Raw genomic sequence first — 16,549 nt, forward strand, 5'->3', positions numbered from 1 at the left:
GGGCCCGCCCCGCGGCGAGACTCGGGGCATGGACGTACGCCGCATTCGCCTGCCACGGCTCCTCGGCCTCGCCGCCCTGCCGGCCTGCTCCCTGCTGCTCGTCACCGGCTGCACGGGGTCCGGCTCCGGGGCGGCGGACCGCGACGAACAGGAGAGCGCCACCACACGCGCCGCCGCGGCGGCGCGCGACCTCCAGGACGACTACCAGCGGGTGATCAGGGACGTGCTGCCGTCGGTCGTGCAGATCCAGGCCGGCGGCGACCTCGGCTCGGGGGTCGTGTACGACGACAAGGGCCACGTCGTCACCAACGCGCACGTCGTCGGGGACCGGAAGACCTTCCAGGTGACGACCGCCCACAGCGAGGACCCCGTGGCCGCCCGGCTGGTCTACTCGTATCCCGAGCAGGACCTCGCGGTCATCAGGCTGGAGAAGAGGCCCGAGGGGCTGAGGACGGCCTCCTTCGGGGACTCCGCGAAGGTCGAGGTCGGGCAGATCGTGCTGGCGATGGGCTCGCCGCTCGGACTGTCGTCGAGCGTGACGCAGGGCATCGTCTCGGCGACCGGACGGACCGTCACCGAACCCGGCACCGGCGGGGGCACGGGCGCGACGATCGGGAACATGGTGCAGACGTCGGCGGCCATCAACCCCGGCAACAGCGGGGGTGCCCTGGTCGGCCTCGACGGGCGGGTCGTCGGCATCCCCACGCTCGCCGCGACCGATCCCGGCCTCGGCGACAGCGCGGCGCCCGGCATCGGGTTCGCGATCCCGGCGTCGACGGTGAAGACGATCGCCGACCAGATCGTCGAGGAGGGCAGGGTCACCGACTCGGGCCGGGCGGCCCTCGGCATCACCGGCCGTACCGTCGTGGACGCCGACTTCCGGCCGGCCGGCGTGGCCGTCGTGGAGGTGAGCAGCGGCGGGGCCGCCGACAGGGCGGGCATCGAGGCCGGGGACGTCATCACCGGTCTGGGTGACCGGGACATCACCACGATCACCTCGCTGGCCGAGGCGCTGGCGTCGATGCAGCCCGGCGACCGGACGAAGGTGACGTTCACCCGCAACGACGACAAGCGGACCGTGGACGTGACGCTGGGCGAGCAGTGAGCCGGCCCAGGGCGCGGGCCGGCCGCAACCGGCCCCCGCCCCTGCCTGCCGGTCAGGCCTCTTCGGCGTGCAGGCTCATCGGCCCGTAGATCTCCGTGGAGTCCTCGAACAGCCGCACCTGGTCGGCGCCGCCCTCCTGGAGGGCCTTCCAGTGCTCCCCGATCCAGGACTCGGCGTCCCCTTGGGTGGTGAACTCCTCGGGCTGCACCGCGGGCTGGACCTCCGTCCCGCCGGCCGTCTCGAACCGCCACGTCCATGCCGCCATGTACGCCTCCAAGATGTGAGCACGTGCAGTGCGGAAGCCGGATCCCGGTCCGGTTCCCGGTCGCAGCCTATGCGCTGTGCCGGGCGCGCCGTAGAAGGCCGCCGCGGAAGGCGGGGTGCGGACGGCGCCCCTCGGCGGGTCTCGGACGCGCAGGTCGCGGGGCGACCGGCGAAAATCGGTGCGTGGACGTGACTCTGCTCGGTACCGGTGCCCCCGCGGGACTTCCCCGCCCCGACTGCCCCTGCGCGGCCTGTGCCGCCGCCCAGGGAGAGAACGCGCGCGCGGCGACCGCGCTGCTGGTGGACGGGGCGCTGCTGCTCGACCTGACGCCGGGTGCCGCGTTCGCGGCCGCGCGGGCCGGGCGCTCGCTGGGCGGCGTACGGCAGGTGCTGCTCTCCCACCCGCACGACGGGCCGGCGGTCGAGGTGCCGGCCGGGCTGCCGCAGCCGGGGCGGGTGCCGGACGGGCGTGAACTGGCCCTGCTGACCGGGCACCGGGTGCGGGCGCTGGCGTTGGACGCGCCGGGCACCGGGTACGCCGTGACCGGTCCCGACGGGCAGCGGCTGCTGTATCTGCCGCCGGGTGGCGCGCCGGCCGGGCTGGAGGAGCCCGCCGAGCCCTACGACATGGTCCTCGCGGACGTCGTGGGCCGGCCGGACGCGCTGGCGAAGCTGCGGGCCGTGGGTGCGGCGGGGCCGACGACCGACGTGGTCGCCGTCCATCTCGACCACGACGTGCCGCCGGGGCCGGAGCTGCGGCGGCGGCTGGCCGCGGCGGGGGCACGGGCGGTGCCGGACGGGACGACGCTGGTGGTGGGCGCCTACGAGGACGTACCGGACGTGCCGCGGCGGACGCTGGTGCTGGGCGGGGCGCGGTCGGGGAAGTCGGTGGAGGCCGAACGGCGCCTGGAGTCCTTCCCCGACGTGCTGTACGTGGCGACCGGCGGGACCCGCGGCGGCGACACCGAATGGGCGGAGCGGGTCGCGGCGCACCGGGAGCGGCGGCCCGGCTCCTGGCGCACCGCCGAGACGTGCGACCTGGTGCCGCTGCTGAAGGAGGACGGGCCTCCGCTGCTGATCGACTGCCTGTCGCTGTGGCTGACGGACGCGATGGACGCCGTCGGGGCGTGGGACGACGCGGAGTGGGCCGACGGCGGGGAGCGGGCCCTCAGGGACCGGGTGCGGGAGCTGACGGAGGCGGTGCGCGGCACGCGGCGCACCCTCGTCGCCGTGTCCAACGAGGTCGGCTCGGGGATCGTGCCGGCCACGGCGTCGGGCCGCCGGTACCGCGACGAACTGGGCCGGCTGAACGCGGCGTTCGCCGCCGAGTGCGAGCAGGTGCTGCTGGTGGTGGCCGGCCAGGCGCTGGTGCTACGGGGCTGACGGCTCCTTGCGCGCGACGACGCGGCGCGATCCCGGGCGGGTGAGGACCGTGCAGCCCCTCGCCTCCAGTTCGGCGCGCAGACCGGCCGGACGCGGGCCGGGCGGGAGGGCGAACAGGCGGCGCGGGTCGGTGACGTCGAGGAGCAGATGGCCGCCCGGGCGCAGTACGTGGAGGGCGGCGCGCAGCTCGGCGCGGGGGTCCGGGACGCGTTCCAGGTGCTGGAACATGCTGACGACGTCGTAGCGGGCGCCCAGGCGGGCGGCGATGTGCGGGTCGGCCAGCCGGCCGACGTACGCCTCCTCGACGCGCTCGACCGCGCGGGCCCGCAGGACGCGGTGGGTGGGGTCGAGGCCGTCGAAGGAGGTGTACGGGAAGAGGGAGCGCGCGGTTCGGGGGAAGTCGGCGTCGCCGGTGCCCACGTCCAGCCAGCTCTCCGGTTCGGGACAGCACCGGAACAGCGCACGGGCGGCCGACCGGTGTCTGAGGCGGGCGCCGGCCCGGACGGCCGCGCCCCGCTCCGGCCCGGCGGCCGAGCGGGGGTTGTGGAAGGTGTGGCGGCAGTCCCGGCACTCGTCGACGGCGGGGCGGCGGCCCGGCGCGCGGCGCAGCAGCCGTTGCGAGCCGCACCAGGGGCAGTCCGCGCGTCGCGGCTCGTGACGGGGCAGGGGAGGCACGGACGGTACGGACATGGCGGCTCCCTGAGGACGTACGACAATCCGCTGCAAAACGGAACGTATGGGATCGCGATCTTGGGTGCAACGAACCCGCTCCGGCGCGGTGCGGATGTGCCCGCCGTCCTGTTCGAGCGGGGCCGGTACTGTTCGGCGAATGAGCTCGCTGAATCTCGACGACTTCACCGATCTGATCGAGCGCCCCGACGGCGGGGTGCGCCGCGACGCCGAGGCGCGCCGGGAGCGCCAGGTCGTGCCGCCCGGATCGCTGGGCCGCCTGGACGAACTGGGTGAGTGGCTGGCCGCGGCGCAGTCGGCGGTGCCGGTGCGACCGGTGGAACGGCCGCGGGTGGTGCTCTTCGCCGGTGACCACAAGGTCGCCGAACTCGGCGTCTCGGCCCGGCCCGCGGGCAGCGCGGGACAGCTGGTGCGCGAGGTCCTGGAGGGCGGCCGGCCCGTGTCCGTCCTCGCCCGGCGCCTCGGCGTGCCCGTGCGGGTCGTCGACATGGCGCTGGACTGCGACCCGGAGACGCTGCCCGCCGAGGTCGTACGGCACCGGGTGCGGCGCGGTGGCGGACGCATCGACGTCGAGGACGCGCTGAGCCCCCAGGAGGCGGAGGCCGCCTTCCGGGCCGGGGTCGCGGTGGCCGACGAGGAGGCCGACTCCGGTACGGATCTGGTGGTGCTCGGCGACGTGAGCGTGGGCGGGACGACGGCGGCGGGCGTGCTGGTGGCCGCGCTGTGCGGAACGGACGCGTCGGTGGTCACCGGGCGGGGCGGACTCGCGATCGACGACCTGGCGTGGATGCGCAAGTGCGCGGCGATCCGGGACGCGCTGCGCCGGGCCCGGCCGGTGCTCGGGGACCAGTTGCGGCTGCTGGCGACGGTGGGCGGCGCGGATCTGACGGCGATGACGGGCTTCCTGCTGCAGAGTGCCGTGCGCAAGATGCCGGTGATCCTTGACGGGGTCGTGGCGGCGGCGTGCGCGCTGGTGGGCCAGCGGGTGGCGTTCCGGGCGCCGGACTGGTGGCTGGCCGCGCACGACAGCGGGGAGCCGGGGCAGGCGAAGGCGCTGGACCGGATGGCGCTGGAGCCGCTGCTGTCCCAGGGCGTGACCGTGGGCGAGGGGGCGGGTGGACTGCTGGCGCTGCCGCTGGTGCAGGCTGCGGCGGCGCTGGCGGCGGAGCTGCCGGAGGTTGCGCAGGAGACGGACTCCTCTGAGGAGGCCGAGGCCACCGAGGGGGTGTGACGCCGCCGGGCCGTTTGCGCATCGCCGCCCGGCGCGGGTGGGGGCCGGGGGTGGGTCGCGCGGCCCGGCGCTGCCGGGGTGCCGCTGCGCCCACCCGTGCCGCCCTGGGGGTACCTCCCAGGCCGTTCAGGCACTGGGGGAGGCACGACTGCCCGCAGCTGCGCCGGCTGCCCGCAGTTACGACGGCTGCCCGGCCAAGCGTCGCGGGTTACCGTCAGCTCGGGTTTGGGCGGCCGCCGATCCAGTCCTGGAGGGTGCGGCGGGGGCCGGACCAGCGGCGGTCGTGGCGGTAGGCACGCAGTCGTGCCCTGGCCCGGGCACGCGGACGCCGCCCGTAGAAGCGGCGGGCCCAGGGCGAGTCCGGCCGTGCCAGCCGTACGGCGCCGACCAGGGCGATCACGGGCACGATCACACCGAAGACGGCCATCCGGGCCTTGCCCTTGCTCAGGGCGAGGAGCGAGAAGACGAAGTTGCCCGCGACGACCGCGATGACATTGGCCCGGTGCTGCAACTCGTCCTCGGTGAGCCCGTCGACGCCGAACGGCGTGAACCCGGCGAGGACCAGACCGACCAGCGCCGCGGTGACGACCACGACCTCCACGCTCTTGCGGCCGGCCTCGGTCCAGTAGACGTCGTCGAGGTGCAGGATCAACGCGAACTCGTCCAGCACCAGCCCCACCCCGACGCCGAAGAGCACCGCGCTCAGCGCCGACCCGAAGCCGTGCTGCCCGCCCGCCACGGCCCCGAAGCCGCCGACGACGGTGAGGACGACCCCGGGGACGACGTGGTGGATGTGCACCCCGCCCGCCCGGACGTTGCCGAACGGGCCCTTGCCCGCCCGGATCAGACGGGTGATCACCCGCGTGATCACGAACGTCAGCACGAAGGCCGTGAGGGCGAGGAGCAACGGCAGCTTTCCCGGTTCGATGATGTTCCGGTGCCACCAATCTCCCATATGCGCACTTTATCCCCGCCCGTCGACGGCGCCCCGGTGACCGCCGGGTAGTCTGCGCCGGTGCTCAGCTCCCCCTCCCGCGACGGCCTGCGCTTCGCCTTCGGCACCCTCACCGTGCTCCCGGTCCGGGTGACCCGCTGGGACCGCCCGGCCGCCCGCGCCGGCATGCTGTGCGCGCCGCTGGCCGGCCTGGTCGTCGGCGTCCTCGCCGCCGCCGCCGGAATCCTGCTGCTGTTCCTCGGCGCGGGCACGACGCTCGCCGCCGTCGCCACCGCCGCCGTACCGGCAGTACTGACCCGGGGCCTGCACCTCGACGGGCTGGCCGACACCGCGGACGGGCTCGGCAGCGCCAAGCCCGCCGAGGCGGCGCTGCGGATCATGAAGCAGTCCGACATCGGCCCGTTCGGCGTGATCGCCCTCGTGTTCGTGCTGCTCGCACAGGTGGCCGCGCTCGCCCGGGCCTACGACGGCTCCTGGGCACGCGGCGCGCTCGCCGCCGTGGTCTCGGCGACCGCCGCACGGCTCGCGCTGACCGTGGCGGCACGGTCCGGGGTGCCGGCCGCCCGTCCGGAGGGCCTGGGCGCCGCGGTCGCAGGTGCGGTCCCGGTGGGCGGGGCGCTGGGCGTGGCCGCCGCCGTCACGGCGGCCGCCGCCGCGGCGGCGGGCGCGCTCTCGGGGCCGTACGCCATGGTGCGCGCGGCGCTCGCGGTGGTCCTCGCCGTCGCCGTCGCCGAACTGCTGCTGCGCCGCTGCGTCCGCCGTTTCGGCGGGGTCACCGGTGACGTCTTCGGCGGCGTCGCGGAGACGGCGGCCACGACCGCGCTGGTGGTACTGGCCCTCGGCTGAGCAGCCCGAGCCGCCGTTCCCCGGCCGCCCCGGCTCCGGATCAGCAGGCCCTGCGCCAGGCCCCCAGTTCGTACTTCTTCTCCAGCGAACTCAGCCTCAGCTCCCGGGACTCGGCGCAGAACCGGCTGGCCGGCAGCTCGTACTCGACGTGGAAGACCGCCTTGTCCGCGTCGGTGAACGGCTTCAGCTCGGCGCACTCGCCGTACTGCGCGCACTGCTCGTTGACCGCGAAGTCGAAGTCGTCCACCAGCTCCGGGATCTGGTCCAGGTCGTTCTTCAGGCCGACCGCCATGCCCCGTTCGTGGGCGAGCTTCGCGATCAGCCGGTTGTAGCGGAGCTGGTCGCCGGCGGTCAGCGGGAAGCCCGTCTCGTTCTTGTAGCCGTCCATGTTGTCCGGCTCCACCGCGTCGAAGCCCTTCTCCCGGCACATGTCGATGCGCTCGGCCATCAGCGGCTCCAGGACGTCCAACCGGCGGATGTCCAGCCAGCGTTCGCCCTCCCAGCCGTTGCCGCGGCCCAGCACCGACTCGGGGAACTTCTCCGCGTCGGGCCGGAAGTCCTCCCAGGCGCCGGTGGACAGGTAGCAGATGACCTTGCGGCCGTCGTCGTGCAGGGCGGCGACCGTGGAGGCGGGGTGGTCGAAGCCGTCGATGTCGTAGACCGGCACGTCGACGGACGTGTCGAGCCTGCCGCTGAGCTGCCACTGCCAGTCCGTGCCGGCCTTGGGCTGCCAGCGGTCGGCACCCTCGTCCGGCTTGTCGTCCGGGGACGAGGTGCAGCCCGCGAGCAGCAGCAGAAGGGCTATGAGCAGGACGGGGCGTCTCATGGTGCGGGCTCCAGATCTGTGCGTCGGCGTACCCCCGAAATGATCTCCCACTCCGCACCGACGCCGTCGGCCGGTGAACCCCCGCAGGAATGAGCGGGGGCGGCCGCGAGCGTAGGCTCGTGCCAGTGTCCGCCTGCCCAGGTGGAGACCGCATCGCAGGAGGGATCTAGGGTCGGTTGTCGGGCCCGGTCGACCCACCCGCATTCGGCCACACCAGACTTCATACGGAAGCGAGAATTCACCACCGTGACTGCTCTCACTCTCAGCACCGCCGCGGCGGCCGGCCTGCGTGCCGACGCCATCGTGATCGGTGTCGCCAAGGGTGCCAAGGGACCGCTCGTCGCACCGGGCGCCGAGGCCGTGGACCAGGCGTACGACGGCCGTCTCGCCGGCGTCCTGGAGACCCTCGGCGCGTCCGGCGCCGAGGGCGAGGTGACGAAGCTGCCCGCGCCGTCCGGCTTCAAGGCACCCCTCGTGGTGGCGGTGGGCCTCGGCACCGAGCCCGAGAAGGACGCCGGGTACGACGCCGAGGCGCTGCGCCAGGCCGCCGGTGTCGCCGCCCGCACCCTGACCGGCGTCAAGAAGGCCGCCTTCGCCCTGCCGCTCGCCGACGCCTCCGACGCGGCGGCCGTCGCCGAGGGCGTGCTGCTCGGCGCGTACTCCTTCGACACCTACAAGGAGAAGGGCTCCGGCCCCCGCGCCAAGAACGGCAAGGCCCCGCTCGCCGAGGCCGCGCTGCTCGGCGGCAAGCCCCGCGACAAGGCGTACAAGGCGGCCATCGAGCGCGCCACCGCCGTCTCCGAGGAGCTGAACCGCGCCCGCGACCTGATCAACATGCCGCCGAACGACCTCAACCCCGAGGCGTTCGCGGGGATCGCCCAGGCCGCCGCCAAGGAGCACGGCATCAAGGTGCAGGTGCTCGACGAGAAGGCGCTCGCCAAGGGCGGCTACGGCGGCATCCTGGGCGTCGGCTCCGGCTCGGCGTCGGGTCCGCGCCTGGTGAAGCTGTCGTACACCTCGCCCAAGGCGACCAAGTCCCTCGCCTTCGTCGGCAAGGGCATCACCTACGACTCGGGCGGCATCTCGCTGAAGCCGGCCGGGCACAACGAGACGATGAAGTGCGACATGAGCGGCGCCGCCGCCGTGTTCGCCGCGGTCGTCGCCGCCGCCCGGCTCGGCCTGGAGGTCAACGTCACCGGCTGGCTGGCGCTGGCCGAGAACATGCCCTCGGGTTCCGCCACGCGCCCCGGCGACGTGCTGCGCATGTACAGCGGCAAGACCGTCGAGGTGCTCAACACCGACGCGGAGGGCCGTCTCGTCCTCGCCGACGCGCTGTGGGCGGCCTCGCAGGAGAAGCCGGACGCCGTCGTGGACGTGGCGACCCTGACCGGCGCGATGATGCTGGCGCTGGGCAGCCGCACCTTCGGGATCATGGCCAACGACGACGCGTTCCGCACCGCGGTGCACGAGGCCGCGGAGGAGGTCGGCGAGCCGGCGTGGCCGATGCCGCTGCCGGAGCACCTGCGCAAGGGCATGGACTCGGCGACCGCCGACATCGCCAACATGGGCGAGCGCATGGGCGGCGGCCTGGTGGCCGGCCTGTTCCTGCGCGAGTTCGTCGGCGAGGGCATCACCTGGGCCCACCTGGACATCGCGGGCCCGGCCTTCAACGAGGGCAGCCCGTTCGGGTACACGCCGAAGGGCGGCACCGGTTCCGCCGTGCGGACGCTGGTCCGGCTGGCCGAGCTGACCGCCGCGGGGGATCTCGGCTGACGTTCACCCACCAGCTCGGCGGGTTCCGTCGTAGCTCCGCCGCGGGGGCGTGGGGGCTGTTCGCGCCCGCGCGGCGGAGCCGCTGATCAAACACGGCCCCACGCCCGATTCGTCGGCGTGGGACGTATCACACCCCTGCCCCGCGTCTCGTCGGGTGCCGACAAGTGCGAAGATGGGGCTCGGCAGGACAGGGCCCCCACCTAAGGGCCGAAGAACGAGCGGCCGGACACCAGCCGCCTGCCGGTCACCGACGACCGGCGTACGGCGCACATGCATGGAGGACGTGACGTGGCGAACGACGCCAGCACCGTTTTCGACCTAGTGATCCTCGGCGGTGGTAGCGGTGGTTACGCCGCGGCCCTGCGCGGGGCTCAGCTGGGCCTGGACGTCGCCCTGATCGAGAAGGACAAGGTCGGCGGCACCTGCCTGCACCGGGGATGCATCCCCACCAAGGCCCTGCTGCACGCGGGCGAGATCGCCGACCAGGCCCGCGAGAGCGAGCAGTTCGGTGTGAAGGCCACCTTCGAGGGCATCGACGTACCGGCCGTCCACAAGTACAAGGACGACGTCATCTCGGGCCTGTACAAGGGCCTGCAGGGGCTCATCGCCTCGCGCAAGGTGACCTACATCGAGGGTGAGGGCCGGCTGTCCTCCCCGACCTCGGTGGACGTGAACGGTCAGCGGATCCAGGGCCGTCACGTCCTGCTGGCGACCGGCTCCGTGCCGAAGTCGCTGCCGGGCCTGGACATCGACGGCAACCGGATCATCTCCTCCGACCACGCCCTCGTCCTGGACCGCGTGCCGAAGTCCGCGATCATCCTGGGCGGCGGCGTCATCGGCGTCGAGTTCGCCTCCGCGTGGAAGTCCTTCGGCACCGACGTCACGATCATCGAGGGCCTGAAGCACCTCGTCCCGGTCGAGGACGAGAACAGCTCCAAGCTCCTGGAGCGCGCCTTCCGCAAGCGGGGCATCAAGTTCAACCTGGGCACCTTCTTCGAGAAGGCCGAGTACACCCAGGACGGCGTCAAGGTCACGCTCGCCGACGGCAAGGAGTTCGAGGCCGAGATCCTCCTCGTCGCCATCGGCCGCGGCCCGGTCTCGCAGGGCCTCGGCTACGAGGAGGCCGGGGTCGCCATGGACCGCGGCTACGTCCTCGTCGACGAGTACATGCGCACCAACGTCCCGACCATCTCCGCCGTCGGCGACCTCGTTCCGACCCTCCAGCTCGCCCACGTCGGCTTCGCCGAGGGCATCCTGGTGGCGGAGCGCCTTGCCGGTCTGAAGACCGTCCCGGTCGACTACGACGGCGTGCCGCGGGTGACGTACTGCCACCCCGAGGTCGCCTCCGTCGGCATCACCGAGGCCAAGGCCAAGGAGATCTACGGCGCGGACAAGGTCGTCGCTCTGAAGTACAACCTCGCGGGCAACGGCAAGAGCAAGATCCTGAAGACCGCGGGCGAGATCAAGCTCGTCCAGGTCAAGGACGGTGCCGTGGTCGGTGTCCACATGGTGGGCGACCGCATGGGCGAGCAGGTCGGCGAGGCCCAGCTGATCTACAACTGGGAGGCGCTGCCGGCCGAGGTGGCCCAGCTCATCCACGCCCACCCGACGCAGAACGAGGCGCTCGGCGAGGCCCACCTGGCCCTGGCCGGAAAGCCGCTGCACTCCCACGACTGACCACCCTCGGTCACTGGGCGCGACGACACAGACTTCCGCAATTCGTAAGGAGCAACCGAAACCATGGCGGTTTCCGTAACCCTTCCGGCGCTCGGCGAGAGCGTCACCGAGGGCACCGTCACCCGCTGGCTGAAGGCCGAGGGTGAGCGCGTCGAGGCCGACGAGCCGCTGCTCGAGGTATCGACCGACAAGGTCGACACCGAGATCCCGGCCCCCGCCTCCGGCGTGCTGTCCTCCATCAAGGTCGCCGAGGACGAGACGGTCGAGGTCGGCGCCGAGCTGGCCCTGATCGACGACGGCAGCGGCGCCCCGGCGGCCGAGGCCGCCCCGGCCGCCCAGCAGGTCGCCGAGCCGGCGCCCGAGCCGGCCCAGGCCGCCCCCTCCACCGAGCAGGCCGCCCCGGCGCCCGCTCCCACCGCCGAGGCCGCGGCCGGCGGCGGCTCCGCCGAGGGCACGGACGTGGTCCTGCCCGCGCTCGGCGAGTCCGTCACCGAGGGCACCGTCACCCGCTGGCTGAAGTCGGTCGGCGACACCGTCGAGGCCGACGAGCCGCTGCTCGAGGTCTCCACCGACAAGGTCGACACCGAGATCCCGGCACCCGCCTCGGGCACGCTGCTGGAGATCGTGGTCGGCGAGGACGAGACCGCCGAGGTCGGCGCCAAGCTCGCCGTCATCGGTGCCGCCGGTGCCGCTCCGGCCGCCGCTCCGGCTCCGGCCGCCCCGGCGCCCGCCGCCGCTGCCCCGGCCGCCCCCGCCGCCCCGGCGGCTCCGGCCCAGCCCGCCGCTCCGGCCCCGGCTCCCGCGGCTCCGGCACCGGCCGCTGCCGCCCCGGCTCCGGCCCAGCCCGCGGCTCCGGCTCCCGCGCCGGCTCCGGTCACCCCGGCTCCGGCCGCCCCGGCCGCCGCTCCGGCCGCCCCGGCCGCCGCCCAGGCGACCGACGAGGGCGCCTACGTCACCCCGCTGGTGCGCAAGCTCGCCGCCGAGAACGGCGTCGACCTGTCCACCGTCAAGGGCACCGGCGTCGGCGGCCGCATCCGCAAGCAGGACGTGCTCGCCGCCGCCGAGGCCGCGAAGGCCGCCGCCCCGGCTCCGGCCGCCGCTGCCGCCGCGCCCGCCGCGAAGAAGGCCCCCGCCCTGGAGGTCTCCCCGCTGCGCGGCCAGACCGTGAAGATGCCGCGCATCCGCAAGGTCATCGGCGACAACATGGTCAAGGCGCTGCACGAGCAGGCCCAGCTGTCGTCGGTCGTCGAGGTCGACGTCACCCGCCTGATGAAGCTGCGCGCCCGCGCCAAGGACGCGTTCGCGGCCCGTGAGGGCGTCAAGCTCTCCCCGATGCCGTTCTTCGTCAAGGCCGCGGCCCAGGCGCTGAAGGCCCACCCGGTCATCAACGCCAAGATCAACGAGGCCGAGGGGACCATCACCTACTTCGACGCCGAGAACATCGGTATCGCGGTGGACTCCGAGAAGGGCCTGATGACCCCGGTCATCAAGAACGCCGGTGACCTCAACATCGCCGGCATCGCCAAGGCCACGGCCGAGCTGGCCGGCAAGGTCCGCGGCAACAAGATCACGCCGGACGAGCTGGCCGGCGCGACCTTCACCATCAGCAACACCGGTTCGCGCGGTGCGCTGTTCGACACGATCATCGTGCCGCCGGGCCAGGTCGCCATCCTCGGCATCGGCGCCACGGTCAAGCGCCCGGCCGTCATCGAGACGGAGGAGGGCACGGTCATCGGCGTCCGCGACATGACGTACCTGACCCTGTCCTACGACCACCGCCTGGTGGACGGCGCCGACGCCGCCCGCTACCTGACGGCGGTCAAGGCGATCCTGGAGGCGGGCGAGTTCGAGGTCGAGCTCGGTCTCTGAATCCCGTGATCCTGCGGCGCCCCCGTCCGGTGTTTCCGGGCGGGGGCGCCGTCGTCTCCGGCCGACCACGGCGTGTAAGCCTCGTCTCACCTGCGTGAAAGCCCCCGTATGCGCCCTTCCGCCGAGGGCTGACGGCCGTATTGTCTAAGCGTCAACGCCCCAGGGGCCGGTCGCGGCCCCCCGCGAAGGAGCCCTCATGACCGCCCCCGTCGTCCACTCGCTGCGCGAGCAGATCCGCGAGCACATCCTGGAGGGGATCATCAGCGGGCGCTGGCAGCCGGGCGAGCGGATCGTGGAGCGGCGGATCGCCACCGAGCTGGAGGTCAGCCAGACCCCGGTGCGGGAGGCGCTGCGCGAGCTGGAGTCGCTGCGGCTGATCGAGTCGGCGCCGAACAAGGGCGTGCGGGTGCGCAATCTGACCGCCGCCGACCTGGAGGAGAGCTACCCGGTCCGGGCCGGTCTGGAGGCCATCGCGGCGGAGCTGGCGGCGGAGCGGCTGGCCGTGGACTGCTCGGCCCTGGAGCCGCACGTGGCCGCGCTGTACGAGGCGGACCGGCTGGCCGACGGGACGGCCCAGGTGCGGCACACCGTCGGGTTCCACCGGGAGCTGGTGCGGGCGGCCGGCAACTCGGTGCTGCTGCACACCTGGGAGGGTCTGGGCATCGAGGTGTTCACGGCGCTGTCGATACGGTGGCTCGGCACGGTGCAGCAGTCGTACGCCGAGGAGCACGAGGAGCTGGTGGCGGCGTTCCGGCGCCGCGATCCGCGTATCGCGGAGATCGTGAAGTCCCACGTCCTGGGGTGCGCGCCCCGCGCCTGACGGAGTTTCGCGCGCCCCTGAAGGGGCGCGGGGCTGTATTCGATATACGGCTCCGCCGCGTGGGCGCGAACAACCACGACGCACCCCCACCCGCCACACCGCCGGACCACCCGAGCTCTACCGCGCTCACCTGCACAAACCCCCAATGAGACCGTCACCGCGTGCCACCGCCGGAGGCACCCCGTGCCGACTTTCTCGGAATCGAGAGGTTTTCGACCTCAACCCTTTGATCGATCATCGATCAGGGGGTTACAGTCGCCGACGGGCTTCCACCAGAGTCCCACTGCCCTGTCCTGCCAAAGACCTAGGGCACCCCCGAACCCTTACCAGATGAGGGAACCCCCTTCGACTGAGGAAGGCGGCGACATGACCGACCCCAACGCCATCCAGCCGAGCGAGCTCGACCAGCTCCCGGACCGCGACCCCGAGGAGACCGCCGAGTGGCAGGCCTCCCTGGACGCCGTCACCAAGGCGGCCGGGCCGCACCGTGCCGCGTACCTGATGCGCCGCACGCTGGAGCGCGCCGAGGGCGCCGGCATCGCCCTGCCGAAGCTCCTGGAGACGGACTACGTCAACACCATCCCCACCTCCGCCGAGCCGGCCGTGGACGGCGACGAGGAGATGGAAGCCCGGATCACCGCCTGGAACCGCTGGAACGCGGCGGCCATGGTGACCCGCGGCAGCAAATACGGCGTCGGCGGCCACATCGCCACCTTCGCCTCCGCGGCCTGGCTGTACGAGACCGGCTTCAACCACTTCTTCAAGGGCAAGGAGGGTGACGGCTCCGGCGACCAGCTCTACATCCAGGGCCACGCCTCCCCCGGCATCTACGCCCGTGCCTTCCTCGACGGCCGGCTGACCGAGGCCCACCTCGACAACTTCCGCCGCGAGGCCGGCGGCAACGGTCTGCCGTCCTACCCGCACCCGCGCCGCCTGCCCTGGCTGTGGGAGTTCCCCACCGTCTCCATGGGTCTGGGCCCGCTGTCCGCCATCTACCAGGCGCGCTTCAACCGCTACCTGACGGCGCGCGGCATCAAGGACACCTCCGCCTCGCACGTGTGGGCGTTCCTCGGCGACGGCGAGATGGACGAGCCCGAGTCGACGGCGGCCATCGCGCTCGCCGCCCGCGAGCAGCTGGACAACCTGACCTTCGTCATCAACTGCAACCTGCAGCGCCTGGACGGCCCGGTCCGCGCCAACTTCAAGATCGTGCAGGAGCTGGAGGCCCAGTTCCGCGGCGCCGGCTGGAACGTGGTCAAGTCCCTGTGGGGCACGGCCTGGGACGAGCTGCTCCAGCTGGACACCACGGGCGCGCTGCTGCGCCGGCTGCGCCAGGTGCCGGACGCGCAGATCCAGACGTACCAGACGCGCGACGCCGCCTACATCCGCCAGGACTTCTTCGGCGCCGACCCGGCGCTGGTGGAGATGGCGAAGCTGCTGAGCGACGACAAGATCCTCGAGTGCTTCCACGTCTCGCGCGGCGGCCACGAGCCCCGCAAGGTCTACGCCGCCTACAGGGCCGCGCTCGCCCACAAGGGCGCGCCGACCGTGATCCTGGCCCAGACGGTCAAGGGCCACACCCTCGGTGAGGGCTTCGCGTCGAAGAACGCCAACCACCAGATGAAGAAGCTGACGGTGGACGAGTTCAAGGCGATGCGCGACCGCCTCGGCCTGCCGATCAAGGACAGCGACTTCGTCGACGGCCAGGTCCCCTACGGCCACCCGGGCGCCGACTCCCCCGAGGTCCGCTACCTCCAGGAGCGCCGCGCCGCCCTCGGCGGCCCCGCCCCGGCCCGCCGGGTCCACCCGGTCGCGCCGCTGCCCGCGCCCGCCGACAAGGCGTTCGCCGCCTTCGACAAGGGCTCCGGCTCGCAGAACGTGGCCACCACGATGGCGTTCGTCCGCCTGGTCAAGGACCTGGTCCGCGACAAGGAGACCGGCAAGCGCTGGGTGCCGATCGTCCCCGACGAGGCGCGCACCTTCGGCATGGAGAGCCTGTTCCCGTCGCTGGGCATCTACTCCCCCAAGGGCCAGACGTACGAGCCGGTCGACCGCGACCAGCTGATGTACTACAAGGAGGCCACCAACGGCCAGATCCTCAACGAGGGGATCACCGAGGCCGGTTCGATGGCCGACTTCATCGCCGCTTCCACGTCGTACGCGACGCACGGCGAGGCGATGATCCCGTTCTACATCTTCTACTCGATGTTCGGCTGGCAGCGCACCGCCGACCAGATGTGGCAGCTCGGCGACCAGCTCGGCCGCGGCTTCCTGGTCGGCGCCACCGCCGGCCGCACCACGCTGACCGGTGAGGGCCTGCAGCACGCCGACGGCCACTCCCCGGCCATCGCGGCGACCAACCCGGCCGCGCTGACCTACGACCCGGCGTTCGCCTACGAGGTAGCGACGATCGTCAAGGACGGTCTGCGCCGCATGTACGGCGAGACGGCCCCGGGCGAGGACCCGGACGTCTTCTACTACCTGACCGTCTACAACGAGCCGCTGCCGCAGCCGGCCAAGCCGTCCGCCGACGGCATCGACGAGGGCATCGTCAAGGGCCTGTACCGCTTCAACACGGCGGAGTCGGCGGGCCTGGCCCCGGCGGCGAACGCCCCGCGGATCCAGCTGCTGGGCTCGGGCACGGCGATCCACTGGGCGCTGAAGGCGCAGAAGCTGCTCGCCGAGGAGTGGGGCGTGGCCGCCGACGTGTGGTCCGCGACCTCCTGGACGGAGCTGCGCCGGGACGCGATGGCGGCCGACGCGGCCGTGCTGCGCGGCGAGGAGCGGGTGCCGTACGTACGCCAGGCGCTCCAGGGCGCCGAGGGCCCGGTCCTCGCGGTCTCCGACTACATGCGTCAGGTCCCGGACCAGATCGCGCAGTGGGTCGAGCAGGACTGGTCCTCGCTGGGCGCCGACGGCTTCGGTCTGTCGGACACCCGTGAGGCGGCCCGCCGCCACTTCGGGGTCGACGCCGAGTCGATCGTGGTCGCGGCCCTGGCCCACCTCGCCAGGCGCGGCGAGGTCAAGGCGACGGCCGTGAAGGAGGCGCGCGAGCGCTACGGCCTGTAGAGGCCGGACGAGGAGGCCCCCGCCGCGGCGGGGGCCTCCTG

At 73.2% G+C, this 16,549-nt stretch carries 13 protein-coding genes; 9 read left to right on the forward strand and 4 right to left on the reverse strand.

What is annotated here, in order from left to right:
- Nucleotides 1-28: 28 nt before the first annotated feature.
- Nucleotides 29-1,105: a S1C family serine protease gene (locus tag H0H10_RS12555; protein WP_188180988.1), complete on the forward strand. Its 1,077-nt coding sequence runs from the start codon at nucleotides 29-31 to the stop codon at nucleotides 1,103-1,105.
- 52 nt (nucleotides 1,106-1,157) lie between these two features.
- Here the strand turns inward: H0H10_RS12555 and H0H10_RS12560 are convergent, their stop codons facing one another.
- Entirely contained in the window at nucleotides 1,158-1,370 is a 213-nt protein-coding gene (locus tag H0H10_RS12560) for a hypothetical protein (RefSeq protein WP_188180989.1), read from the reverse strand.
- Between the two features lie 182 nt (nucleotides 1,371-1,552).
- Between H0H10_RS12560 and H0H10_RS12565 the strand changes: the two genes are divergently transcribed.
- Entirely contained in the window at nucleotides 1,553-2,752 is a 1,200-nt protein-coding gene (locus H0H10_RS12565; protein WP_188180990.1) for a bifunctional adenosylcobinamide kinase/adenosylcobinamide-phosphate guanylyltransferase, read from the forward strand.
- Here the strand turns inward: H0H10_RS12565 and H0H10_RS12570 are convergent.
- Nucleotides 2,741-3,442, reverse strand: a complete 702-nt coding sequence (locus H0H10_RS12570; protein WP_188180991.1) for a class I SAM-dependent methyltransferase — start codon at nucleotides 3,440-3,442, stop codon at nucleotides 2,741-2,743. The genes H0H10_RS12565 and H0H10_RS12570 overlap by 12 nt on opposite strands.
- 139 nt (nucleotides 3,443-3,581) lie before the next feature.
- On the opposite strand from H0H10_RS12570, the gene cobT reads away from it, so the two are divergent.
- Nucleotides 3,582-4,673 carry a nicotinate-nucleotide--dimethylbenzimidazole phosphoribosyltransferase gene (cobT, locus tag H0H10_RS12575; RefSeq protein ID WP_188180992.1) on the forward strand — a complete coding sequence of 364 codons (1,092 nt, stop codon included), beginning with the start codon at nucleotides 3,582-3,584 and terminating at the stop codon, nucleotides 4,671-4,673.
- A gap of 214 nt (nucleotides 4,674-4,887) precedes the next feature.
- Here the strand turns inward: cobT and H0H10_RS12580 are convergent, their stop codons facing one another.
- Nucleotides 4,888-5,628, reverse strand: a complete 741-nt coding sequence (locus tag H0H10_RS12580; RefSeq protein WP_188180993.1) for a hypothetical protein — start codon at nucleotides 5,626-5,628, stop codon at nucleotides 4,888-4,890.
- Between the two features lie 60 nt (nucleotides 5,629-5,688).
- Here H0H10_RS12580 and H0H10_RS12585 point away from each other — a divergent pair, with 60 nt between their 5' ends.
- Nucleotides 5,689-6,474 (forward strand): adenosylcobinamide-GDP ribazoletransferase, encoded by a 786-nt coding sequence (locus H0H10_RS12585; RefSeq protein WP_188180994.1) that lies wholly within the window; start codon nucleotides 5,689-5,691, stop codon nucleotides 6,472-6,474.
- 40 nt (nucleotides 6,475-6,514) lie between these two features.
- Here the strand turns inward: H0H10_RS12585 and H0H10_RS12590 are convergent, their stop codons facing one another.
- Entirely contained in the window at nucleotides 6,515-7,300 is a 786-nt protein-coding gene (locus tag H0H10_RS12590; protein WP_188180995.1) for an endo alpha-1,4 polygalactosaminidase, read from the reverse strand.
- Between the two features lie 246 nt (nucleotides 7,301-7,546).
- Between H0H10_RS12590 and H0H10_RS12595 the strand changes: the two genes are divergently transcribed.
- From H0H10_RS12595 to aceE, 5 genes are all read left to right on the forward strand, one after another.
- On the forward strand, nucleotides 7,547-9,073 hold the full coding sequence (locus H0H10_RS12595; RefSeq protein ID WP_188180996.1) for a leucyl aminopeptidase: 1,527 nt from the start codon (nucleotides 7,547-7,549) through the stop codon (nucleotides 9,071-9,073).
- 288 nt (nucleotides 9,074-9,361) lie between these two features.
- A complete protein-coding gene (gene lpdA / locus H0H10_RS12600; RefSeq protein ID WP_188180997.1) occupies nucleotides 9,362-10,750 on the forward strand; it encodes a dihydrolipoyl dehydrogenase in 1,389 nt (462 codons plus the stop codon).
- A gap of 63 nt (nucleotides 10,751-10,813) precedes the next feature.
- Nucleotides 10,814-12,619, forward strand: a complete 1,806-nt coding sequence (gene sucB, locus H0H10_RS12605; protein ID WP_188180998.1) for a 2-oxoglutarate dehydrogenase, E2 component, dihydrolipoamide succinyltransferase — start codon at nucleotides 10,814-10,816, stop codon at nucleotides 12,617-12,619.
- A 196-nt stretch (nucleotides 12,620-12,815) separates the two neighbouring features.
- Complete coding sequence (locus H0H10_RS12610; RefSeq protein ID WP_188180999.1) at nucleotides 12,816-13,439, forward strand: GntR family transcriptional regulator; 624 nt, start codon at nucleotides 12,816-12,818, stop codon at nucleotides 13,437-13,439.
- Between the two features lie 366 nt (nucleotides 13,440-13,805).
- Complete coding sequence (aceE, locus tag H0H10_RS12615) at nucleotides 13,806-16,508, forward strand: pyruvate dehydrogenase (acetyl-transferring), homodimeric type (protein WP_188181000.1); 2,703 nt, start codon at nucleotides 13,806-13,808, stop codon at nucleotides 16,506-16,508.
- Nucleotides 16,509-16,549: the final 41 nt, after the last annotated feature.

It is taken from the genome of Streptomyces griseicoloratus, assembly GCF_014534645.1.
Classification (GTDB): domain Bacteria; phylum Actinomycetota; class Actinomycetes; order Streptomycetales; family Streptomycetaceae; genus Streptomyces; species Streptomyces griseicoloratus.